Annotated in this window: 19 protein-coding genes; 13 read left to right on the top strand and 6 right to left on the bottom strand. The window is 32.7% G+C overall.

Annotated features, from left to right (window positions below):
• Positions 1-15: 15 nt before the first annotated feature.
• Positions 16-249, bottom strand: coding sequence for a hypothetical protein (locus PQF96_RS10925; RefSeq protein ID WP_271766098.1), 234 nt, complete (start codon positions 247-249; stop codon positions 16-18).
• A 113-nt stretch (positions 250-362) separates the two neighbouring features.
• Between PQF96_RS10925 and PQF96_RS10920 the strand changes: the two genes are divergently transcribed.
• From PQF96_RS10920 to PQF96_RS10910, 3 genes are read left to right on the top strand one after another with little or no spacing between them, the layout of a single operon-like run.
• A complete protein-coding gene (locus PQF96_RS10920) occupies positions 363-1,136 on the top strand; it encodes an MBL fold metallo-hydrolase (RefSeq protein WP_143915140.1) in 774 nt (257 codons plus the stop codon).
• Between the two features lie 19 nt (positions 1,137-1,155).
• Positions 1,156-4,374 carry a WD40/YVTN/BNR-like repeat-containing protein gene (locus PQF96_RS10915; protein ID WP_271766097.1) on the top strand — a complete coding sequence of 1,073 codons (3,219 nt, stop codon included), beginning with the start codon at positions 1,156-1,158 and terminating at the stop codon, positions 4,372-4,374.
• 19 nt (positions 4,375-4,393) lie between these two features.
• Positions 4,394-6,346 (top strand): S9 family peptidase, encoded by a 1,953-nt coding sequence (locus PQF96_RS10910; protein ID WP_271766096.1) that lies wholly within the window; start codon positions 4,394-4,396, stop codon positions 6,344-6,346.
• Positions 6,347-6,420: 74 nt separating this feature from the next.
• On the opposite strand, the gene PQF96_RS10905 is transcribed toward PQF96_RS10910, so the two are convergent.
• On the bottom strand, positions 6,421-7,251 hold the full coding sequence (locus PQF96_RS10905) for a DUF5694 domain-containing protein (protein WP_271766094.1): 831 nt from the start codon (positions 7,249-7,251) through the stop codon (positions 6,421-6,423).
• 48 nt (positions 7,252-7,299) lie between these two features.
• Positions 7,300-8,589, bottom strand: a complete 1,290-nt coding sequence (locus PQF96_RS10900; protein WP_109434606.1) for a hypothetical protein — start codon at positions 8,587-8,589, stop codon at positions 7,300-7,302.
• Between the two features lie 202 nt (positions 8,590-8,791).
• On the opposite strand from PQF96_RS10900, the gene PQF96_RS10895 reads away from it, so the two are divergent.
• The 4 genes from PQF96_RS10895 (at position 8,792) to PQF96_RS10880 (ending at position 11,934) form a co-directional block, all read left to right on the top strand.
• On the top strand, positions 8,792-9,832 hold the full coding sequence (locus tag PQF96_RS10895) for a sensor histidine kinase (RefSeq protein ID WP_271766093.1): 1,041 nt from the start codon (positions 8,792-8,794) through the stop codon (positions 9,830-9,832).
• Positions 9,829-10,539: a LytR/AlgR family response regulator transcription factor gene (locus tag PQF96_RS10890; protein ID WP_109434604.1), complete on the top strand. Its 711-nt coding sequence runs from the start codon at positions 9,829-9,831 to the stop codon at positions 10,537-10,539. Before PQF96_RS10895 ends, PQF96_RS10890 begins: the two co-directional genes overlap by 4 nt.
• Positions 10,540-10,669: 130 nt before the next feature.
• A complete protein-coding gene (locus PQF96_RS10885) occupies positions 10,670-11,359 on the top strand; it encodes a DUF2490 domain-containing protein (protein WP_109434603.1) in 690 nt (229 codons plus the stop codon).
• Complete coding sequence (locus PQF96_RS10880; protein ID WP_271766092.1) at positions 11,359-11,934, top strand: cysteine hydrolase family protein; 576 nt, start codon at positions 11,359-11,361, stop codon at positions 11,932-11,934. The genes PQF96_RS10885 and PQF96_RS10880 overlap by 1 nt, the downstream gene beginning before the upstream one ends.
• A gap of 166 nt (positions 11,935-12,100) precedes the next feature.
• Here PQF96_RS10880 and PQF96_RS10875 read toward each other — a convergent pair whose 3' ends face one another.
• Positions 12,101-12,256 (bottom strand): hypothetical protein, encoded by a 156-nt coding sequence (locus PQF96_RS10875; RefSeq protein ID WP_160114042.1) that lies wholly within the window; start codon positions 12,254-12,256, stop codon positions 12,101-12,103.
• A gap of 183 nt (positions 12,257-12,439) precedes the next feature.
• On the opposite strand from PQF96_RS10875, the gene PQF96_RS10870 reads away from it, so the two are divergent.
• From PQF96_RS10870 to PQF96_RS10845, 6 genes are all read left to right on the top strand, one after another.
• Complete coding sequence (locus tag PQF96_RS10870) at positions 12,440-13,654, top strand: bifunctional alpha/beta hydrolase/OsmC family protein (RefSeq protein WP_271766091.1); 1,215 nt, start codon at positions 12,440-12,442, stop codon at positions 13,652-13,654.
• Between the two features lie 286 nt (positions 13,655-13,940).
• Positions 13,941-14,144, top strand: a complete 204-nt coding sequence (locus PQF96_RS10865) for a hypothetical protein (RefSeq protein ID WP_271766090.1) — start codon at positions 13,941-13,943, stop codon at positions 14,142-14,144.
• Positions 14,145-14,445: 301 nt separating this feature from the next.
• Positions 14,446-15,345, top strand: coding sequence for an NmrA family NAD(P)-binding protein (locus PQF96_RS10860; RefSeq protein ID WP_271766089.1), 900 nt, complete (start codon positions 14,446-14,448; stop codon positions 15,343-15,345).
• 70 nt (positions 15,346-15,415) lie between these two features.
• Entirely contained in the window at positions 15,416-16,330 is a 915-nt protein-coding gene (locus PQF96_RS10855) for a helix-turn-helix domain-containing protein (protein ID WP_271766088.1), read from the top strand.
• Positions 16,331-16,592: 262 nt separating this feature from the next.
• Positions 16,593-17,438, top strand: coding sequence for an SDR family oxidoreductase (locus PQF96_RS10850; RefSeq protein WP_271766086.1), 846 nt, complete (start codon positions 16,593-16,595; stop codon positions 17,436-17,438).
• Between the two features lie 133 nt (positions 17,439-17,571).
• Entirely contained in the window at positions 17,572-18,477 is a 906-nt protein-coding gene (locus tag PQF96_RS10845) for a helix-turn-helix domain-containing protein (protein WP_235010903.1), read from the top strand.
• Positions 18,478-18,550: 73 nt separating this feature from the next.
• Here PQF96_RS10845 and PQF96_RS10840 read toward each other — a convergent pair whose 3' ends face one another.
• Positions 18,551-21,634: an InlB B-repeat-containing protein gene (locus PQF96_RS10840; protein ID WP_109434598.1), complete on the bottom strand. Its 3,084-nt coding sequence runs from the start codon at positions 21,632-21,634 to the stop codon at positions 18,551-18,553.
• Between the two features lie 769 nt (positions 21,635-22,403).
• On the bottom strand, positions 22,404-25,643 hold the full coding sequence (locus tag PQF96_RS10835) for a M36 family metallopeptidase (RefSeq protein WP_271766084.1): 3,240 nt from the start codon (positions 25,641-25,643) through the stop codon (positions 22,404-22,406).
• Positions 25,644-25,843 lie beyond the last annotated feature (200 nt).

Raw genomic sequence — 25,843 nt, 5'->3', positions numbered from 1 at the left:
TTATTGTTCTGAGTATTACTTTGACAGGCTCTGCAATTCTTCAAAACTTTCCATATACTCCCAGTATATAATTCGATCATAGGCATATTGTATTAAAATATACTTATCACTTACCGATAAGATTCTATCCATTGCGACTAATTTTCTAGAAGCTTTTTCAACGTGTACCTCTTCTATGATTTCTTGATTACGAGCATCAAACCCATGTACAATTATATGACTTTTCAGTGTGAGTTCTATAAATTTCATTTTTACCGTGGTTTTATCCTTCAAATGTAGATGATTTCACCTTAACACCCCTTTAAGACTTTAGCATTTTCATTTTATTTACTTTAGAGACTTCTAAGTAAACCTGTCAAAAAGTGCCAAAATTACTCGTTCTTTTCACTAGTTTTCTACTATATGTCTCTGGCATTTCGCAAGAAAACATAATGCTCACTTATACGGGCAATATGGGAGTATTTATTTCTGGAGGAAAATCTTCTGTTTTAATTGATGGCTTGCATACAAAATATGGTGATGATTATTTATTTCCTTCAAAAAAATTAGTCGATAAGATTACTACCGATTTAAAACCTAATGCCATTCTATTTACGCACTATCATGGAGATCATTTTAGCGAACAACTCACAAAGGAATATTTAGAATCCAATACAAAAGCGTTCCTTTTTGCAGCTAGTCAGGTTACCAAGAACTTTTCTGAATTTGGAGAAAGAGTAATTACAATAAAAACGGACAATTATAGCAAGCAAACTTCTACATTAGAAGAGATTACAATCACAAGTCTTAAAATAAATCATGCAGGAGAAAGACATATCTCAGTTGAAAATGTGGGTTATATTGTACGTCTAAATGACAAAAACATTCTTCATGTAGGCGACACCAACTGGCTTGAAGAAATTAACTTGTTTGATCAATTAAAATTACAGGAAGAAACTATAGATATTGCTATTCTTCCATACTGGATGCTATTAGATGATAACGCTTTAGAATTGATCAAGAAATATATCAATCCAAAACAAGTAATTGCTACTCATATTTCGCCAAGAGTAAAAGATAAAAACTTATCAGAATTAAAAGAAAGATATCCAAACATTCACTTTCTCAACACATTAGAACAACAAATACAACTATAATTAACACACATTTGACAAAATGAAAAAACAAATATTTTTATTGCTATTCCTAGGTATAATTTCTTCTGTATCTGCACAAACATTCACCATGGATCTTATAAAAGATGGTACTCCTCGTAATATAGGTCCGGGAGGTATGAGTGGACGTGTCACGTCCATCGATGTAGTTACTTCTAATCCTGATATTATATATGCAGGAACAGCATCAGGAGGTTTATGGAAATCTACTTCGGGAGGTATTAAATGGGAGCCTATTTTTGATAATGAAGCTACTGCATCCATAGGAGCTGTTGCGATTCAGCAATCAAACCCTTCGGTAATTTGGGTAGGAACAGGAGAAGGAAATCCGAGAAATAGTCTTAATGGAGGTTTTGGTATTTACAGATCGCTAGATGGAGGTAAAAACTGGGAACTCATGGGTTTAGAACAAACCCGCCATATTCATAAAGTAATTATTGATCCTACTAATCCAAATGTCGTCTATGTTGCTGCTATTGGTTCTCCCTGGGGAGAACATCCAGAAAGAGGTATTTTTAAAACTACCGATGGAGGAGTTACATGGTCGAAAATCTTATTTAATAATAACAAAACAGGTGCTGCAGATTTGGTAATAGACCCAAAAAACCCTAACAAATTAGTTGCCGCTATGTGGGAACATAAACGTGATCCTTGGTTTTTTAAATCTGGTGGTGAAGGCTCTGGTCTTTATATAACTCATGATGGAGGTAAAACCTGGGAAGAAAGAACAGATAAAGATGGATTACCAAAGGGAGAATTAGGTCGAATTGGACTGGCAATAGCGCCTAATAAAACTAATATTATATATGCATTGATTGAAGCCAAAAAGAACGCATTATATAAATCGACAGATGGAGGATTTAAATGGGAAAAAGTAAATGACAAAAAAGATATCGGTAATCGTCCATTTTATTACTCAGATATATTTGTCGATCCCCAAAATGAAAATAGAGTATACTCTGTATTTACTTATGTGAATGTTTCTGAAGACGGAGGTAAGAACTTTTCTCAGTTAATGCCTGCATATGGTGTAGATAATGGTGTACATCCTGATCATCACGCATGGTGGATTCATCCTAATGATGGAAGTTATATGATTGATGGTAATGATGGTGGTTTAAACATAACTCGTGATGGTGGTAAAACCTGGCGTTTTATAGGTAATCTACCTGTAGCACAGTTTTATCATATTAATGTAGATAATGAGTTTCCTTATAACGTATATGGAGGTATGCAAGATAATGGTAGTTGGAGAGGTCCTGCTTATGTTTGGAAAGCTCAAGGAATACGAAACTCTTACTGGCAGGAAATTTCTTTTGGAGATGGTTTTGACGTAGTACCGGATAAGGATGACTCAAGATATGGATGGTCAATGAGTCAACAAGGGTTTGTGAGTCGATATGATTGGATGACAGGAAATAATTATATAGTTCGCCCTACACATTCAGATCCAAAAGTAGAACTACGTTTTAACTGGAATGCTGCAATCAATATTGATCCATTTGATAATAGTACCATTTATTTTGGAAGTCAATTCGTACATAAAAGCACTGACAAAGGGCTTACCTGGACAGTAATATCACCCGATCTAACAACTAATAATCCAGAAAAATTAAAACAAGCAGAAAGTGGTGGATTAACTATGGATGCAACAGGAGCAGAAAATCACTGTACTGTTTTAGTAGTCGAGCCTTCTCCATTAGAGCAAAATATGCTTTGGGTTGGTACTGATGATGGACGTTTACATATCACTCAAAATGGAGGAACAAATTGGACCGACGTTTCTAAAAACATAAAAGGATTGCCTCAAGGAAGTTGGATTGTACAAATAAAAGCATCAAATAAAAATAAAGGAGAAGCACTTCTTGTTGTTAATGATTATCGTAGATTTAACTATACACCTTATGCATACAGAACCAGAGATTATGGTAAAACTTGGGAACGTATTGTAGATCAAAATGACGTAAAAAGCTATGCGTTGTGCATTATAGAAGATCCTATCGAAAAAAACTTAATGTTTTTAGGTACTGATGACGGATTGTATATATCCCTTAATGCTGGAAATAAATGGACAAAATGGACTAAAGGATTCCCTACTGTTCCTGTAAAAGATTTAGCTATTCAGTCCAGAGAACACGATCTTGTTATTGGAACTTTTGGAAGAGCTGCATGGGTATTAGATGATATTAAACCGCTAAGAGCTTTGGCCAAAAATAGTGCCGTTTTAAACCAAAAACTTCAGGTATTTGAACCATCAATAGCATATCAAGCAGCATATCAGCAACCTACAGGAAGTCGTTTTGGTGGAGATGCTGTGTATAATGGTGAAAATAAAGACTATGGCTCATTGATATCGTATTATATCCAGGTAGAAAAAAAGAAAGAAGAAAGCTCTGATAAAACCGAGGGCAAAAAAGAGGAAGAAGATCCAGAAGAGGATGAAAAAGAAGAAGCTAAAATAAAATGGGACTCTATTCATTTTAAGTTTTATGATGGAGATCGTTTAATCAGAACATTAAAAAAGAAAACTCCTGATTCTACAGGGATATATAAGACTACCTGGTTTATGGATGAAAAAGGCGCGGATCGGCCTTCAAGAAAAATACAGAAAAAAGATCGCGAACCAGGAGGTGTTAGCGTTAAACCAGGAAAATACAAACTGGTTATAGAATACGGTGATCAAAAATCGGAAACTACGGTAGAAGTACAATCTGATCCTAGATTAAAAGTTTCTCAGAAAAGCATTAATGAAATATATGCTATTTCGAAAGATTTAGAAAAAATGCAACAAACAGCTGCAGATGCTGTAAAGCAATTGGTTGAGAGTAAAGATATAGCCTCTAAGTATCAAAAAGAATTTCAAAAATTAGATAAAAAGAAATTCAAAGATCAAATCAAACTGTCTAAGGATATTTCTAAGAAAATTGATAGTGTAATTGCGATTTACATTGGTAAAGAAGATAAGCGTCAGGGAATCACTCGTAACCCAGAAGTTACTGTTATGCAGCGTTTGGGAACAGCAAGCTGGTATTCTGGTAGTCGTCAGAATGGACTTACTTCAACAGAGAATACGCTTATAAAACATGCAAAAGATGCATTACAAGATGCTTTAAACAAAACCAATACCTTCTTTAATAGTGATTGGAAACCATATCGTGAAGCCATAGAAAAATTAGAAGTTTCTCCTTTTAAAGAAGCGAAGAATTTTGTTTTAGAATAATAACTAAACTATATAATAGATGAAAAAACTAATCTTACTTAGTATAGGAGCACTTCTACTCTATTCTTGTAAACAGGAAAAGAAAGAAGAAATAGCTCAACAACCTATTAAAATTGACCAATATTCGATAGAGCAGTTCATGAATAATGAGAATGCCTTTACTAATGGATTTTCTAATGACAAGTCCAAGGTGCTCATGACCAGTAACCGATCAGGAATTTATAATATGTATACTGTTTCTGCAAAAGGAGGCGAATTCATACCGGTTACCAAATCTGATAGTGCTTCTATTTTTGGCATATCTTACTTTCCCGAAGATGATAGAATTTTATTTAGAATGGATGGCAATGGAGATGAAATATTCAAAATCTTTGTAAAAGATAGTTCTGGAATAAAACGTTTGACTCCTGAAAAAAATGTAAGGGCATTATTTAGGGGATGGTCAAAAGATGGAAAAAGTTTCTTCTATGGTAGTAATGAACGAAATCCAAAATTCATGGATCACTATGAAATGAATATTAACACCTTTACATCAAAATTGATATATAAAAACGAGGATGGAATGCAGTTTGGAGGTATGTCAGAAGATCGAAAATATATAGCTCTTACCAAACCGATCAACACTAACGATAATGATTTGTTTTTGATGAATACAAATACCAAAGAGCAAATTAAAATCAACGAAAACATAAGTGGCAACTCTCCTCAGGATTTTTCTTCAGATGGTAAATCTCTATACTATACAACAGACGATAGTGCCGAATTCAGTTATTTAATGAAGTATAATCTTGAGGATGGTACTAAAGAAAAAGTAGTAGAAAAAGATTGGGATATTTCCACGTTTTATTTTACTCGAAACGGAAAATACCAAATCATGCTTACCAATGAAGATGCTAAAACGGTAATGGATGTAAAAGAAGTTGCAACTGGCAAAACAGTTGATTTTCCTTCAATAGAAAATCAACAAATTAATAGAGCTTCATTTTCCAGAGATGAAACTATGGCTATACTTAGTGTGGGTGGGTCAAATACTCCTACCAATTCATATGCTTATGACCTCACATCTAAAGAGTATTTTAAATTAACCGACGTTCTTAATAAAGATATCAATGCCGATCATCTTGTAACTTCTGAGGTTGTTCGTTTTAAATCCTTCGACGGATTAGAAGTCCCTGCGATCTATTACAAACCTAAACAAGCTAATGCAGATAACAAAGTTCCCGCATTAGTATGGGTTCATGGTGGACCAGGCGGACAATCTAGACAAGGATTTAACTCTACAATTCAATATCTGGTAAATCATGGATATGCTATATTAGCTGTTAATAATAGAGGGAGTAGTGGTTATGGTAAAACGTTTTTCAAAATGGATGATCAAAATCATGGAGATAAAGATCTAAAAGATTGTGTTGCTGGGAAAGATTGGTTAGCAAAACAAGATATTATTGATGCTAACAAAATAGGAATTATCGGCGGTTCTTATGGAGGATATATGACAATGGCAGCGCTTACTTATACTCCCGAAGAATTTAAAGTAGGTGTGAATATCTTTGGTGTAACTAATTGGTTAAGAACGTTAAAAAGTATTCCGCCATGGTGGGAATCATTTAAAGATGCTTTATATACCGAAATGGGTAATCCTAATACTGCTGATTCTGTTAGATTAAGACAAATCTCCCCTCTTTTTCATACTGAAAAGGTTACAAAACCATTAATTGTATTGCAAGGTGCTCAGGATCCAAGAGTCTTAAAAGTAGAATCTGATGAAATTGTAGCAGGAGTTAAGAAAAATGGTGTTCCTGTTGAATATGTATTGTTTGAAGATGAAGGTCATGGATTTGTAAAAAAAGAAAATCAAATTGAGGCTTATGGTAGAGTACTTAAATTCTTAGATAAATATTTAAAAGGGAAAGGTTCTGAAATAATAAATGATGGAAAAACTGAAACTAAAAAAGTAGATTCAGAATCTTAAAAAAACAACTTAAGAAAATGTAATAAAAAATGCTCCCTCATTATCTAATTAGGGAGCATTTTTTATAAAAGCAACTATTTACTAACATTTAATACTTGATTAATATCATAATATTCCCAATCTATCCGATCTTTAATAAGATCAACAAGTATATCTTTATGTCCGGCTCCATAAATTACTAAAACCCTATCTTCTGGCTCAACAATTCTATGAAGATTAGTGAAAATCTTTAAATTTCTAAGATACCATTCAGAAACAGCTTGAGCACCCACATAATGATCATCTTTACCAAAACTAATCAGGTGTTTTAAATAAAATCTTTGATTATAATTCTTGTCAAAGTTCTCTGAATTTGCGAATTGAATAATTTCCAAAATAGAACCTTTTGCTATGGCTTCAACATCACTTTGCATCGTTTGGATTAGGTTTTCAAACTCCTTCAATTCTTCCGTTTGGTTATGCTTCTCTGCATATGCTATTACAGCATCAGTATTAAAATTTGCAGAAGCATCAATGCCATATAATTTATTATGATTCATCATTTGGGCCAAAGGATAACATACTTGTACCGTTTCACTTGACATAAAAGATCTATCATCTTCATGTATTGTTTTCTCTAGTGTATTGTTCACAAAATCCTTATAATAGGTTTCACTCCACAATGTATCTGCTCTATCTATTTCTATGGCAATTTTAGTGGGTTTAAACCTAGAAATTAAGCTAATGACTTCTTTTAACTCTGCCTGTCTCTTATCAGAATGAATATTACCCATATCCATATTTACTGCATCGGCACCTGGGTTATGCAAATGGGTCATTCCTAAGACACTAATAACAGGTTTTTGTTCCTGAGCTATAGATAATACACTTAAATTGAGTAGTATTATCAAAATAATGATACGCATAATTGTATTTTTTGTTTTTAAAATGAATCTTTATTAATACTTTTTAGATTAGTTTTTATTGGGCGTCACTGCTGTATCTAATGGAAGAATTAACTGATAATCATATCCATCTATAAGACTTTTGATACGGTGATAATCTCCGTTTTTAGGTAAAGCTACACGGCCATTCTGGATATCATCACGAATAGCTGTCAAATCAATAATAGTCCATTCATCTCTCTTACCTAACACCATAAGATCTCGTAAGCGTTTATAATACCAAGCATATTTTTTCAAATAATTCACTTCTGTTCCTGTTTCATCAATAAAGTGATAATTCCAGGAATTTATAATCGTTGCTTTGCTATTATTCTGATGTGCCAGTTCAGTAATCAAATTACCCAAATCATAACAATTATTAGTTAGAATTTTAGAAGCGTGTAAGCCTCCAAACTTTAAGAATACCTTAGGATTAGATTCCATTTTTACTACTTGCTGATAATGTTTCAAAAAGTTATTACGCATATAACTTATCCGATCTGCATGTGAATCTTTACGCCAACGAGAATAAATATCCCAGCTAATTTCTAGATCTTCGATGATTTTTTTGGTAGCTTCATTTTTCCTGAAACGATTCAAATATTGTTGCACTTTAGGTTCCTTTTGGATTTCTGTAAAAAGATCAATATCAGTATCCGAATTCTCTTCCTTCTCATACCATGAAGCAATTATTTTGGACGCTTGTTCTTTTTCTGATTTGATAATAGTATAATCAGCATCATTCTTTACAAAAGAGAGTAATTCATCCATAAAATATAAGGTTGACGAATAATATTCCTGATCTAGTCCCCAAATACCCATATCATGCTCCCGGATGGATTGAAGGAAATATGCATCTTCGAGACCATCAAAAAATGGAATTGGAACTTGATTATCCTCTTTGCCGGCATATTGCGAAGTAAATTTCCTTAAGTTATTCACCGTTTCTGATGGTGGAGTGCTAAGTGTGACCAATTTTTTAGCCGAATATGGTCCAACTTCAAAAGCAGTATGATTAAATCCTCCCGTATGTAACATTGGAATCAAAGCGGTAATCAATTGCGAAGTGTTTTTTGAACCATGACGTTCTCCAAACATCACAAATTGTGATGTAGATATAATAGTATCCAGCACTGTTCGACCATCTCCTACAATAACTCCATCCTTAATTTTAAAATAAGCTGTTTTAGTTGCTACATATGCAGAATCGATAACGGGTATCTTGTCTACATTCTGGCTTTGGCTCACAACATGCTCTGATTGTTTTTCTTTACAAGAAAATAATAGAAATAACGTAATAAATATAATAACTGGTTTCATTGTTTTTTGATTTTGAAACAAAATAAAGGGTTAGTGTTCTAAAAGGTTTTTAATTTACATGTAACAGGTAAATCGCAGGATAAAAAAGGGATAATTGCGCTAACAGATATTTGGTTGTATAGTTTACCCTTTTCGTATAAGAAAAAGAGGGATTGTAACCATATAAGGAAAAATTAAATATTGTAAATGTTATTTTTGAATCATGACAGCATTTAAATACCGTTGGAGATATCATACCATACTTGGTGCATTAATCATCATAATGGATTTATATGGTGATTACATATATAAGAACAAAAGTAGTTGGGCGGAATATTTTGATTACCCTATATATTTATTCGGTATCACTATGTATATCACTTTTTTTAGTATTTACGTATTAAACTATAAAGTATTGTGCCCTCTTACGCTTTCGCGAAAGCACATCCTTAAATTTAGTATCGGAATTATTGTACTGGCATTTTTATTTGCTGGTATTCGATATGTATTAGAAGAAGTGCTATTATACTCCATTACAGGACAGCATAATTATGTAGAACGTACTCGACATTTTGGGTTTTATGTTTTTGACAACTCTTATTATGCCTCTAAAAGTCTACTTTTTAGTACAGCTATCTATCTTTTCTTTAGATTCATAGACCATAAAGAAACACTTCATCAATTAAAAATTGAGAATAAAAAGGCAGAATTACAATTACTTAAATCCCAATTGGGACCTCACTTTTTATTCAATACGCTAAATAGTTTTTATTCTGAACTCATAGAAAGTCAACCAAAAACTGCTGCAGACATTCATAGGCTTTCTGATCTTTTACGATTTGTTACTTATGAAGCTCACCAGGATAGTATATCACTAGAAAAAGATCTTAAGTTTATTGAAGATTATATATATTTTTTCCAAAAACGTTACGAAGATAATCTAGCTGTGAATTACCAGGTACATGGGATTGTTACAAATCAAAAGGTACCTGCCATGCTGCTTATTCATTTTGTTGAAAATGTTTTTAAACATGGAATTGTAAATGACACCTCTGAAGTAGCCAATATCACAATCACTATCCTACCTGAAAGCTTAGAAATCAACACTAAAAATAGAGTTGCTACTTCGGAGCATTATGCAGCATCGGGAATTGGATATTCTAGTGTCCAAAAAAGGTTAATTGCTCTTTTTAAAAATGATTTTACATTGCATAAAAAAGAAGAAAAATCTTATTTTGAAGCCTATTTAAAAATTCCATTATGAGCAGATCTTTACGTTGCCTTATTGTAGATGATGAACCGCCAGCAATACGTTTGCTTAAAAACTATGTAGAAAAAGTACCTTTTCTTGACCTCATCAGTAGTACCACAAAAGCTTTGGAAGCACTACAACATATCGAAAATGAAAATATAGACCTCGTATTTCTTGATATTCAGATGCCGGATTTATCTGGAATTCAGTTGTCAAAAATTATTAAAGATAAAGTACAGATTATTTTTACTACTGCTTATCCTCAATTTGCCATAGAAGGATATGAACTTAATGCTGTTGATTATTTATTAAAACCTTTTGAGTTTGATCGTTTTTATCAGGCAGTACTTAAAATTAAGCAGAAAGAATCTTCGATTCATCAAAATAAATCTACCGAAGAATACTTATTTGTAAAGACCGATGGTAAAAATAATTATGAGAAAGTATATATAAATGAGATTCTCTATATCGAGGGGCTAAAAAATTATGTAGCGATTCATTTATTAGACAAACAAATTATTACATATAGCACACTAAAACATATAGAAAGCACACTTCCTTCTACGACATTTATTAAGATTCATAAATCCTATATTGTATCTATTAATCATATTATCAAAACCGATTCTTTACATGCTTATATTGTCAATAAAGCATTACCTATAAGTGATACATATCGCAAATCCTTTTTTGAAATGATCAACAAAAAAAAACTGTAATTTCTTTAGCATAATTTTATATCAAAACTGGTGTTGGTTTATTCTATCTTTACACCCTTTATTTATTATCAAATCAGATGGTCTACAGAATTAATTCCTAATTTTGAAAAACTCAAAATACAAATCACACATGAACACAAAAAAACTATTTCTTTTTTTAGTATTGCTTTCTTTAATTAATTTCTCGAGTGCTCAAGATAATGGCGAAGATGAATTTGGTGCCTGGTATATGTATTTTGGCACCAATCGTATTAGCGATAACTTTAGTATTCATTCTGAAGCGCAATTCCGTTTTTACGAAGTGACTTCCACATTTAATCAATTACTCTTAAGGACCGGGTTAAATTATCATATCAATGATAAAGCAATTGCTACTCTTGGATATGGTTTTATTAGTACTGATGGCACTTTTGAAGATATTCCTGATGAAGAAAACTCCAATGAACATCGAATATTCGAACAGTTTATTCTAAAAAACAGCGTCGGTAAATTTAAATTTGAACACCGATATCGTCTTGAGCAAAGATTTATAAGTACACAAAATGATGATTTCACCGAACACCGAGCAAGATATAGGTTACAGCTAACCTACCCTATTAATGAACAATGGTTTCTCAATGTATATGATGAAGTATTCATTAACCTACAGGAGCCAATTTTTGGTCAAAACAGGTTATACGGAGCAGTTGGATATAATGTAAAATCTAATTTTAGTATTCAATTAGGGTATCTTAAAAACCACTTTACCGGTGTTAATTTTGATCGATTGCAGTTAGGTGTGATCTATAATACCGACTTTAGAAAAAAAGAAAAAAACTAATGAGTATTTCAAAAGACAACACTTCTGCATTATTGCTAATTGATATTCAAAAAGGTTTTGAAGATATAGCATATTGGGGTGGCGAGCGCAATAACCCTGATGCTGAAATTAATATGAAAAAACTGCTTGCTTTTTGGCGTAAGAAGAAATTACCTGTATTTCATATTAAACATTGTTCTACTACTCCCTCTTCTCCATTATCAAAAAACAATCCTGGTAACGATTTCATGGATTTTATAGTGCCGTTAACTAATGAGCCTATTATCGAAAAAGAGGTAAATAGTGCTTTTATTGGTACAAACCTCAAAGAACAATTAGAAAACAAAAATATTGATACTCTGGTGGTTGCTGGTCTTACTACCGATCATTGTGTTTCTACGACTACGAGAATGGCTGGTAATTTTGGTTTTAATACTTATTTAATAGAAGATGCTGTTGCCACTTTTAATAAGGTTGGAGTAAATGGTGAGCACTATGGCGCACAACTTATTCATGATACTGCTATCGCAAGTTTAAAAGATGAATTTGCAACTGTATTATCTACAGCATCACTTTTTAACTTATTTGATGAATAGCTAACTCTATACTTTATTGGGTGAGAAGAAATCTTAATAAAGTAAAGTGCACATATCATGAAAGATTTAATTTTTCATGATATGTGCACTTTACTAATAATTGTTTAAAAAGAAGTGTTTCTAAAATAGTATTTAAATACTACAAGATGTGTGACATACTTCAATATCAAACACATAACCCAACATCTCCCCATCTGTAATCACAATATGTATTGCCAGGACAAGGATTATCCATATCACAGGCTAGTCCCCCTTTTACAAATTTTAGTTGATCGTTTGATAATTTGTTAACTCCGTTTAAATCAAGAATTTTTTTTAACATAATATAAAGTTTTGGTTATATCTAAATTTAATTAATTAAAATAAAGGTTGATAAACATTAACATGTTTTAGGAGTTATTTATAGTTTTTTTCAAGGATAATAATTAAGCAATTCTAAATTGAAAAAATTATCTTTAGAAAGTATTTTTTAGTTATACCGACTCTTTACATAAACAATTTTAAAATGAGCCTATCCAAAGTCACTTTTATCAATTCTGAAGGTCAAACACTATCTGGTCGTTTAGAGCTTCCTGTAGATCAACATCCTCACAATTTTGTATTATTTGCACATTGCTTTACTTGTAATAAAAATCTGGGCGCTGTAAGAAATATTAGTAGAGGACTTACTTCTCAAGGATTTGGTGTACTTAGATTTGATTTTACAGGACTTGGGGAAAGTGAAGGAGATTTTGCAGACACTAATTTCTCTGGAAATGTAGAGGATCTTATTGCAGCCGCAGACTTTCTCAAAAAAGAATATAAAGCCCCTACTCTTATTATTGGGCACTCACTTGGTGGAGCTGCTTCTATTTTTGCTGCAGCGGCAATTGATTCTATAAAAGCGATAGCAACAGTTGGAGCCCCTTCAAACCCAAAACATGTAAAACATTTATTAAAAAGTGGCTTAGAAGAGATCGAAGCAAATGGTAAGGCTGTCGTAAATTTAAGTGGTCGCGATTTTACCATTAAAAAACAATTTATTGATGATCTGGAAACCAAATCATTACCCCAAGTTGCTAAAGGTTTAGATAAAGCTATTCTTGTGATGCATTCTCCTCAAGATATCACCGTAGGAATAAAAAATGCAGAAGAAATATATCACGCCGCAAAGCATCCTAAAAGCTTTGTTACTTTGGATGGTGCGGATCATTTACTAATGCGAAAAGAAGATTCTATCTATGTCGGGAAAGTAATTGCCGGGTGGTCTTCTCGATATGTAGACATTCCCGAAAAATCAAAAATTAAAAGTCAACATCATGTTGTTGCAAGTTTGGGTAATACCGAAGGATATACTACCCAGATGAAAGTAGGGAATCACTATATGATTGCAGATGAACCAGAAAGTGTTGGAGGTCATGATTTTGGCCCCTCTCCTTATGAACTTGTATCCGCAGGTTTATCTGCATGTACAGCTATGACCATAAAAATGTATGTCGCCAGAAAAGGTTGGGATCTCCAAAATGTAGAAGTACACACCAGCTATAGTAAGACGCATGCTGTAGATTGTGAAAATTGTGAAGATCCTATGGCAAAGATTGACACTTTTGAGAGAGAAATCAAATTAGAGGGTGATCTTGATGAAAAACAAATAGCAAGAATCTTACAAATTGCAGATAAATGTCCTGTCCATAAAACATTACACAGTGAAACGCAAGTAATTACCACTTTGATATTATAATTTCTTAATTTGAAAATAGATTTAACTTCTCAAATATTAATCCAAGAGTTGTCGGTACGGGTGAATGGAGGTCCAGTTACTCTACATTGTATGAATAAAAAAAATAAGAATTTGAAATCGAATTTGTACAAAACGTTAATTGGGATATTCTAGAATTAGAAAAACTTTCCGGAAGGATATATTTGAACAACAGTCTGATTTCTCAAAGATCAAATACAGAGGAAAACTTATTAGAAGTCTAAAAACTGCCACATTCATAAATTCATCAAATATAGACAAGACTATTTTGAAAGAAAAAATTGACTATTCAACAGGGTATCTCGAAAACGATATTTATCAGGGAACTTTATTCTTTTATGATAATCAAGAAAACATATACCCATTGTTTGGTTTAGATGACGAAAACGAAAAGTATGTAATTAATGATTTAAAGTGGTTTGCCAAATACTTTTCTGATTACTTGGAATTAGAAAATTTGAATTCTGTTTAATAAACTTTAACTAAATAAAACCATTATCACATCTAATCGTAGTTTATAAATTTTGAATTGATTAGCTCTTCTATATTTATGATGGTTTTATTTAGTTAAAGTTATAAAATCAGTATAGATTCATCAATGTTCTGATTGTATTTTATACAGCGATATCATATATTAATGTTGACAGCAATGGTATAAAAAAACTAATTTTGAAATTATACCAATATTCTCATTTTGAATACAAAATTCCTCAATAGGGATACATATACCTTTTGAATGTTGTTCACTTTTGTATAAATTAAACAAAGGAAATATGAATATCATACTCACAGGTTCTTTAGGAAACATAGGAAAACCTCTTACTCAAAAATTGGTACAAAAAGGGCATGCAATTACAGTTATTAGCAGTAAAACTGAAAGACAAAAAGATATTGAAGCATTAGGAGCTAAAGCCGCAATCGGTACAATGCAAGATGTTGATTTTCTAACCAAAGTTTTTAAAGGAGCTGATATCGTTTATTTAATGGAAACAATTAACACCAGTGATTTTTTTGATTCCAATTTTGATCTTGTCAGTCATATAACGCAGATTGGCGTAAACTACAAACAAGCTATTGAAAAATCAAATGTAAAACGTGTAGTTCTCTTAAGCAGTGTTGGAGCTCATACAGATAAAGGGAATGGTAATCTTGTAATGCATTATAATGTAGAAGCCATTATGAAGCAGTTACCAAACGACGTTTCTATTAAATTTATGCGTCCTGTTGGCTTTTTTACTAATATATTCAGGTCATTGCAAACTATAAAAGAACAAGGTGTTATTATATCAAATTATAGTGGAGGTGCAAAAGAGCCTTGGGTTTCACCTTTGGATATTGCTTTTACGATTGCCGAAGAAATGGAAAAGCCATTTAAAGGAAGAGAAGTACATTATCTGGCAAGTGATGAAGTTTCTCCATCTGAAATAGCTCATGTTATAGGAAAAGCAATTGGTAAACCCGAATTAAAATGGTTAGAAATTTCTGATAAACAACTACTTAATAAAATGTTAAGTATGAATATGAATGAACAAATAGCCAAGGGATTTATAGAGATGCAAACTGCACAAGGAAATGGAACATTATATGAAGAATATTACCGAAACAAACCAACTTTAGGCAAAGTAAAACTAGCAGATTTTGCTAAAGAGTTTGCTCAATTTTATAATACGTAAAATAAGCACATTTCTAAAAACAAGAAGCTCTTAGAGTCTAATTTCAAGAAATTTAATATAAATTAATAGGATGAAAAAATCGGGAAATTCTCCTCAAAAATTTAAATCTTTATCGGTTTTTCATAGGGTATTAGGCATACCAAAGCCCTTACATCCAATGATAAGCTTTATAGATATGAAGGACATTAAAATTGCATCAAACGAATTAGACAATTCTTTTACTCTCCATTTCTATAAAATCTCATATAAAAAGAGCCTCTGCGGACAAGCAAAGTATGGTCAAAATTATTATGATTTCGGAGAAGGGGGCTTAGTATTCACTGCACCAAATCAACTATTCGAATCTCCTCCTAATAAAGCAAGCTCGGGCTATATGTTACTCATTCATCCTGATTTTTTCTTAACATACCCTTTAGCTCTAAAAATAAAACAATATGGCTTCTTTTCGTATGCAGCTAACGAGGCATTACATCTTTCTGAAAAAGAGAAATCAACAATTTTTTCGGTTTTTGAAAGTATTAATAATGAATTAAACAGTAGAATAGATGATTTTAGTCAAGACATCATTATATCACAAATAGACTTATTACTAAATTATTGTAATCGCTTTTACAAACGTCAATTTATTACACGAAAAGTAGTAAACAATGATTTATTGCAGAATTTGGAAGAAATTCTAGACAATTATTTCAATAGCGGAAAATCCTTAAACCAAGGTCTTCCAACAGTACAATACATTTCAGAACACTTAAATATTTCACCAAGTTATTTAAGTGATATGCTACGTTCTTTAACCAGACAAAATGCACAACAACATATTCACAATAAACTCATTGAAAAAGCAAAAGAAAAATTATCGACCACAAATTTATCGGTAGGTGAAATTGCTTATCAATTAGGATTTGAATATTCACAGTCTTTTAGTCGTTTGTTTAAAAATAAAACTAAGCTCTCTCCCATAGAATTTAGGCAATCATTCAACTGATCAAATAAACACAACCGTTAACAATGTATATAAAAAGTAACAGTTAAGAGTTAGACTTTAAGTTCACCTCTTTTCTGCTATCTTTGCTTATAATTCAAAAACAATACATCCTAACCAATTACTTTTCAAATACAACAAATTAAAGATAATAACAGACCAAAATCATCATAAAAGTAGATTTGGCTATCATTTTCATAGATTTGGAAAAGTAAATGAAACTATATAAAATCACCTTTGTATCATAATTCAAAACTAAAGAATAATGAACACAAAAAAAGTATGGTTTATTACAGGCACGTCTAAGGGCTTGGGGTTAATATTAGTAAAAAAGTTATTAGAGAACGGATTTAATGTTGCTGCAACTTCTAGAAATAAGCAAGCTCTAATAAATAAAATTGGTAAAGAAAATGAACATTTTCTGCCTATTGAAATGGACCTCACTCAAAGTAAAAATGTAAAAAAAGGTATTGAAGATACAATTGATCGTTTTGGTCAAATAGATGTTGTAGTCAATAATGCTGGTTATAGCCAAATAGGGACATTAGAAGAGCTTACAGAAGAAGAAGTAAGAAATAATTTTAATGTAAACGTCTTTGGTTCAATAAATGTAATTCGTAATGTGGCACAATATCTTCGTAAGCAACAATTTGGGCATATTTTTAATATAGCATCAATTGGTGGTTATGTTGGCAACTTTGCAGGGTTTGGTATTTATTGTTCTACAAAATTTGCAGTAGCTGGTTTTACCGAAGCACTTGCAGAAGAAATGAAGCCCTTTGGTATTAATACTACTTTACTTTATCCCGGATATTTTAGAACGAACTTTTTATCAGAAGGATCTATTCAAAGACCATCTAACCCAATTTTAGAATATACATCAGCTCGCGAAATAGAACAAGCCCACTTAAACGACATAAACGGAAATCAACCCAATGACCCTGAAAAAGCTACAGACGTCCTTATCGCTTTAAGTGAACAAGAAAAACCTCCTGTTCATTTTTTTATGGGGGAAGACGCATATCATTATGCTAATCTAAAAATTGAAGCTATTCAAAAAGCAATGAAAGAGCATCAAAATTTAGGAATATCTACTGGATTTGAAGATTGAGTTATGTGAAAAAATAAAGAATACTCAGGGATAAAGATTTCTCTATCGATGAGAATTTAAAAATAAAACCCTATACAAACAAAGATGATTTTGCGAAAAGAAAACTGATTACTAAATTTCAAAAATGAACAATATGTATCAATTTAAAACCATAAGTGAGTTTCATAAATATAGTAATTTACCTGCTCCAGAACACCCTCTAATTAGTCTAATTGATTACAGTAAAGTGAAGTATCCAACAGATACTGAAGAAATTAAATGGACACAAAATTTTTATTCAATTGGTTTAAAACGAAATGTGAGTGAAAAGTTTAATTATGGTCAACAAAAATACGATTTTGATGAAGGCGTTTTAGCCTTTGTTTCGCCACAACAAATTCTTACAATTGAAATAAATCAAAATGCAACAGTAAATGCATCTGGGTGGTTATTACTTATTCATCCAGATTTTTTATGGGGCACACCATTAGTAAAGACTATTAAGAACTATGATTTCTTTGGTTACGCTGTTAATGAAGCACTTTTTCTATCCAAAAAAGAAGAAAATATTATTGTAGACATATTGGAAAATATACAAAGAGAATATCAATCTAATATTGATAAATTTAGCGAAAGTATCATCATTTCTCAGATTGAATTATTACTCAACTATGCAGAACGTTATTATGAACGTCAGTTTATTACTCGAAAAATCACAAATCATCAAATTCTCATAAAATTAGAGGAAACACTAAATAAATGTTTCAATGAAGAAAATACTTCTACTAAAGGAATTCCCAAGGTTGCAGAAATTGCCAAAAATTTAAACCTTTCGCCTAACTATTTAAGTACTATATTAAAGATAATTACCGGACAAAGTACGCAGCAGCATATTCACAATAAACTAATTAGTAAAGCAAAAGAAAAACTTTCTACAACCGAATTAAGCATTAGTGAAATTGCATATGAATTGGGTTTTGAACATCCTGCATCATTTAGTAAACTATTTAAGAATAAAACAAAAATTTCTCCCTTAACATTTAGGCAATCTTTTAATTAAAAAAATAAAAAACCGCTATTTCTATTGAGAATTAGCGGTTCTTAAAATATTCGTTTTTTATGTATTCAGACTATTATTTCCTGATAAGCCTTTTGGTTTCTATTACCTTACCATTCTCATCACTAATTGAAAGCAAATAAATTCCCGAATGATTAACTTTAGGAGTTATCGTAACACTTTCATTCTTTGACCCGGATGAAATTCCTTCTTTATGCACTACCTTACCTTGTAAGGTATAAATAATTACAGTATAGTTACTATTAGATTTTGATAATGATGCTGAAATATCGATAGTATTAACAAATGGATTAGGATGAATATTAAAAGCTTCTTTTTGATTTAAAGGTATATTAGCGATCTCTAAAGATCTGGCACTATTTGTTGTGTATTCTACGATCAATTTTGCAGCCTTATTCGCACCTCCTTCATAAGAATCTGCTACTCTTTTTGCAGATGTACTGGTTAAGCTATTTCCTTTACCTCTAATAATAAAACTTACATTATTACCTGATACCCAGCTGGTGTTATTGACTAAACTTTGTACCATACTTTTCAGATTAGGAGAACGCTGAGCACTTCCATTTTGATTACTTGACCAAGATTGTGGATTCCAGGTAACTTTTTCTGAAAAAACACTTCTTCCGGAGACGTTATTTGATGAAGAGAATGCTGGCGAATTACCACTATTATGTAAAGATATCTCTAAAGATGCACTTGCACTATTACTTTCATCTGCTGTAAACTGAAGATACGCGTTGGTTATTATAGCATTCTTAGGAATTCCCACAGATTGAAAACGTAAACCTATTTTCTGATATCCATTACTATTATAACTATCATAAACCATTTCGAGATCGCTACTATTAGCATATATAGTACCATTTTCACCTTCTTCTACATCATCACTTCCATTACTAATAGCAACTTCTACACTTCCTGTTTGTCCTCCTCCTGTATTTGTTTCTGTGAAGGTTGCTGTAACAGTTTTATTAGTATTCATAGTTAGACTAGCTGGGTTTGCTGATCCCGATAATGCTCCACTCCATCCATCAAATTGCCATCCAGATGCCGGAGTTGCAGTAACAGTAGCCGAACTTCCATCATTATATGTTCCAGCACCGCTTACAGAACCTTGTCCTGTGGTATTTGTAGTTAACGTATATGTGGTACTTGATGTATTTCTTGTATAGTTTGCATATACTGAGTATCTATAATTGCTTTGAGCTCCATTTCCGTAACTGGATGGCATATTACCTCCACTTGAAGACCAACTGGTTCCATCAGCTTGATATCTTCCAGGGCTGCCTGATACATAAGCCACACCAGGATTCGCAGAAAAAATCCAAGCTAACCATATAGTATCTCCGCTATCTACATTAACAGGGTTTTCTAATGCTATCGTTTGCCATCCTCTGGTGGATCTTATTGATGTAATAGCAGTTTGCCCTATCCTATTACCCGGAGCTCCATTATTATCTGCATAAACTCCTAATTGGGTATTTCCTGTACCTCCTTCAATATGTATAGCAATACTTTGCAGTATCCCATTTTCTGATAAGGTATACGGCATTGCTCTTCGTGTTGAATGAGTAGAATTACTAGTTCCTACTGTTGTAATACCTACAGTAAATAAAGCTGTAGAACCATCTAACGTTGTTACACTCTCTGTAGTACTAAATCCAGAAACGTTACCTGCCGCATCTTTTGCCTTAATTTTAAAAGCATATGAAGTATTAGGAGATAACCCTGTAACATTATATGTTGTCGTACTAGTAGTTCCTATTTTTGTATTATCTTGATATATATCATATCCAGAAACTGCTACATTATCTGTAGAAGCATTCCAATCTAAAGAAGCCGTATTTGATGTTACATTTAATGATGTTAAGTTAGTTGGAGTTGATGGAGCTTCAGTATCTGGAGTGGTTACCGTAGCATTAATAGTTACTACACTTCCATTAGATGGATTCCAAATATCCAGATTACTTGGTATTGTAAACACATTATTATTAGATACCGAACCTACTTGTGATGCATTATCTACTTTAATAGTCCTTGTTTCAATTTTATTTTCATCCACAAAGATCCATTTAAACTGATTAAATCTAGCAGAATTACGAGTCCAGCTTTTATTATCATTATTAGATCGCAATGGTGCTCCCCAGCAACCTTCTCCTGCATATACGGTCCCATTGGTATCATCTCTTACAAATCCTTCATCATTTCCCGACCCTGTAGTTGGTCTTAATGGCCATGTAGTTTTTACAGTATGAGCATCACATTCTATAACTAGTTTTACGCCTTTGTCATAAAAAAGATTTGCCCAGTTACTATATTGACTATTCCCTTCTCTCTTGGAAGAAACATGTGGTCTCATTGGTTTATGATATTGAGCCATTTTCCAAACTGTATTGGGATTTGCATTTAAATCATTTCGCAACCATGTTGTTTGGCTTCCTGAAATCGAAATTTCAGTATTCAGTGTATAAGTTCTTACCAAATTTTGACCAAAAGTAATTGCATAATATACATTTGAAGAAGGTACATCAAAAAGGTTATAGACACTATTATTACTATCTTCGTGATTTCCTCTTGTAGCCACAATTGGAAACATTCTATTGTCACTTGCAATTGTTAGTTGCCAATCATCGAACCATTCTCTCCATTCTGATGAACTATCTCCATTAGTCATATCACCACCAAATAGTACAGCATGTGGTTTTAATTTTGCAACCAGACTATTTGCATTTCTACGTGGTGTTCTATTATTACGAGAATCTCCTCCTGCAATAAAAGATAATCTACTATTATCTGATGGTGCCGTTTTAAACCAAAAACGTTGGCTAGTTCCCTGACTATCTCTTATAACAAAATAATATGCCGTATTAGGAGTCAAGCCTGTAAGACGGGCAAAATTATTATTCATTCCCTTATAGGAAACGGTTCTATCAGGAGTCTTAGAATTGGGATAGCTGTTGTAATTGGTTCCAAAATCGGTTGTCCCATAATACACTGTGGGGCTACTCCCAGAGGTCTGATCCCATCCTATAACAATAGAAGTGGCTGGGTTACCTCTTAATGTTAATCGATATTTACCGTTGGACGCTTGTGCTTGTAATCCCATAAGAATCACAAACAAAAAATAGAGCTTTTTCATTTTTTTGTGTTTAAGTTAGTTGTATAAAAGGTATTGGTTTTTTAAAATCAGATTTGTTTTTCATAAAATACTTTTTATGAGATATTGATTATTTAAAGCTATTATAATCGAATCGTTATGTTTTTCACAATTAGGTATTGAATATTTTTAGGAGTTTGCATCTAATCATTTCACACATTAGATATGCTAAGATTATGAGCTGTTATTTACCCATATTTATCATTTATAGAATTCAATTGTAAACATGATTTTATTGCAATTAGAAAGCAGATTTTTTTCATGATCGTAGTACATCAGGTTTTAAGGAATTCAAATTTAAAAAATTGGCCAGCAGCAAATTACCACACATAAATTCTTAATGTATCCTTAAATCATTTAACGTAAGTTTTCACAAAGCATAACATTGAATTTAGATCCAATTAACATTGCTTATTTTTTTGTTCTGAAATCTGCCTAATGTTTATATTCGACATAAGCATTATAAATACTACTGGAGTGAAGTGGTGGTGAGTTTTCATGATTTGGTTTGAGGTTTGTGTTTAAGAGTTTATTTTTTTCAAAATTAGTTACTTCTTACAATTTAAATATAGGCTTTTGTCAATTATAAACTTGATATTAATCAATGAAATCAAAACAATATTTTTTGAGATTTTAAGTTGGCAAATGTCTTATTTTTTTAAAAAAGTAAAACAACTCACGACATGACAACTAATAAAAAAAGAAAGGTCATCGCATACGATGACCTTTCCTAAATTACTCTACAAATCAGTTATTGCTTAATAAAACGTTTTATTGTTTCGCTTCCCGAATTTTGAATTTTAAGCATATACATGCCTGCACCCAAGCGGTCCACGTTTATAAAACCGTTATTATTAATCTTTCCTTCTCCAACCACTTGTCCCATTAAGTTAACTATAGAATACGAAGTGTCTGAGATTGTTTTACCAGGAATAAATACTCGAAGTACATCCCCTTTATTTAACGGATTTGGAAAAACAGCTATACTTGATAAAACATCTTCATCTTCGTCTCCTATGATTGGAGTATTTCCTCCAAATCCAGAAGTTGCTATTTCTGCTAATGATCCACCACAAGATCCTTCATAAATTTTCACATTAGAGAATATTGAGCTATTTCCAGAACCAGCATCATTATCGTTGATAAACACTAATCTATCCATTGCACCTGTATAGAAATCTCCTACCGGAATAACATATGTTCTGGTTCCACTAGTATAGTTATCAAAGTTCGTTACTCCATAATTTTGAGTACCATGAACTTTAAAATATTGAGTTTGTGTTAAGGTATTGTCATTTTCGAAACCAATTCCGTGAATTTCACCTTGAGCTGCACTACTAAATTCAAATTCTATGACAGTATTTGTAGTTACCGTATAATTAAGAGGAATATACTTCCAGGTATTATTTTGCATAGATAATCCAGCACCTCCATTTACAATGGAGAAATTACCAGCTGAATCTTGATTAGAAAAAGGAGTGATTTGGAAATCATTAAAGTCTAATGTAGTACATCCAGTTGGAGGGTTGACTGTTCCATTTTGAATACTTACAGCATCAATTGTAATATCTCCTTGCCAGCTATTACCAGTAACTGCATTAAATCTAAGTTGTACACTAGCCTCTCCTGCATACGCAGAAAGATCAATATCGGCAGCATTCCAGTCTGTTCCCTGAGCTCCAGTTCGGGTAAATACACTAGTCCAATTTCCTGTATTATTAGTTCTTGCTTCCACTGTAAAAGTACCAACTGCACTACCTATCATATGATATTGAAATGTAAGGCTAGGTGAAGTCAAACTACTAAAATTTAAACATGGTGAATTAAGAATTGCTCTTTTATTAGGGAATCCTGCTCCAGTAACTGATGCTTCTACATAAAGATAGAAATTACCATCGATTGCACTTCCTGGGCCGGTTCCGTTTGAAGGTGTTCCTCCAGAATCTCTGGTCCAGTCAAGATCATCTCCAGAAGTGGCTTGTTTCCATTCTCCTAAATTAGTTTCAAAACTTTCACTAAATGGAAATGATGCCACATCACCAGAACAATTTCCTGTTCCTGGTCCTGGTCCCGGATCATCGCAAGGGTTTACAAAAGAAACCGTTTGATCTGTTTGACCATTAGATCCCCCATTATTATTTTCGTTCGCATCTTGTCCTACTCCACGTTCTGCAAAAGCTTTCCATATCAAACAGTTATATTTTCCCGCATATAAATCTTGATCAGCCTGAAGAATTCCGTCACGTCCAGAAACAAATCCTGGATTATTTGCCGTGTTTTTCAATCCTTCTATTACAAGTGCCATTGCTATGTTATTACCTCCTGTACCATTATAGAAATCAGCATCAAAACCTTCGGCATCAATTAATGCCCAAGTCATATCCCATAAAATTGTAGCAAAAGCATACCCAACTCCGTGTGGTCTTGCTAATCCACCAATATCTGCATAATCTGTATCATTAATAGATCTATTTGTAGAATACCTTGTTGGACGAATTCCTGCTCCATCAATAGGTTGTCCTAATACATAAGGACCAACACCTCTTCCATCCGTACCAGTGTCTCCAGCTTTCATTGTCAACATTAATCCAAACCAATCAGACCATCCTTCTCCCATTTGCTCAGAACCTCCTAGTGCATTAGTATTACGCCCTCCTACAAGTCTGGTTGAAATACCATGTCCATATTCGTGAGCAATAATAATGTTATCAAAACTTCCATCTCTACCTGGGCTTGTTCTATTCCAAAGAAACATCTGCATTCTTGGATTGCTTCCATCTCCTGGTGTTGCAAAGTTGGCATTATTAGTACCACTACCATCTTGTGCATCTGCATTTACAGAATCACTTCCTGATCCACCATTACCATAATTATTTTCCTGGAAATTACCACTAGCTTCATCAAAACCATATTGATACCACACATCGTGCATGATATTATTCCAATAAAACAAATTAGTTATTGATGCATCTCTATATGAGCTAGGTTGCTGATTTAGATTAACTGGGAAACTAAAATCTAGACTACCGCCTCCGCTTGGAGAAAATCCTGTTCCATTGTTTCCATTACTATCATCCTGTGCCCAAACATTATTACCTCTTGTAATAGTAAACTCAGCTCCTGAGCTTCCATTGGTATCATGCCATCCAAAAGGTGATGCTGTAGTATTAGCCGGATTTGTTTCAATAGTACGATTTCCTTCATCAGGACTTGCCAAAGGCATCGCATATACATTATATGAATCTGGCGCTAAAGCGGCAGTTGGCGCTTCTGCAACGGTAGCTACTTCTTTATTAAAAAGCACTGAATTATTATGATTATGAGAAGTGTGATCAGGAGTATCAAAATTACATTTGATTACCCAATTTTCCTCATATATGATGCTCCCTGAACTTGCATCTACATAACTATTCCACCAATTTTGACCACTTTTTTCGTATAAACTCACATTCCAACAAAGTTTAAGTTGATCGTTGTGTAATTTATATACTTGTTGTACTTTGATAGCTTCACCTTCCATAGTGATTCCAGAATCTTTGAATTCATAAATTTCTGATCCTCCAGACTTGCTATTTACCGTTTTTGAAAGCCTCTGAGCAGAAGGTAAATTATGCGCCCTAATAACCGCATTTATAGCTGCTATTTCATTAGAAGATGCTTTAGCAGATGTTATCTTGGATGTTACATCTTTTATAAATTGATCGATCTGATAAGTAATTTGACCATTTTCAATAGATAATTTAAAAGTACCATCGACAATTGGAATATTGTTGTGAAGCTGATTTACATATACATGTTTTAATCCAGGTTTTAATGAAGTTGCTTCACTAGTAATTCTCCATTCTGAATAATCGTTAATTGAAGAAGAGCTTTTTGACGTCGTAGTCTTAAAATCTTCAAAGTGACTTCGAACTATTGCATCCGAATTCTGTGCAAGAATTGTTTGCCCTACCAAAAATAATAGAATGGCAAACGAGTAGACTTTTTTCATAAAAAATAAGTTTTGAGTTTGTGATATCTAAAATTAACGATTTTTAGGATGTTTATGATTATACTTAATGATAGTGTATTAAATTACCATAAATTAACACTTATATTGAACTATTTTTACACATATTGTTAAAATACAACATTCAAGAGACGACATTTCTGTTAACCTTTATAAACATTGACACTCTAATTAAAAATGTT

The sequence above is a fragment of the Aquimarina algiphila genome (assembly GCF_947494415.1).
Classification (GTDB): Bacteria; Bacteroidota; Bacteroidia; order Flavobacteriales; family Flavobacteriaceae; genus Aquimarina; species Aquimarina algiphila.
This window is presented reverse-complemented; position numbering and strand designations above follow the sequence as displayed.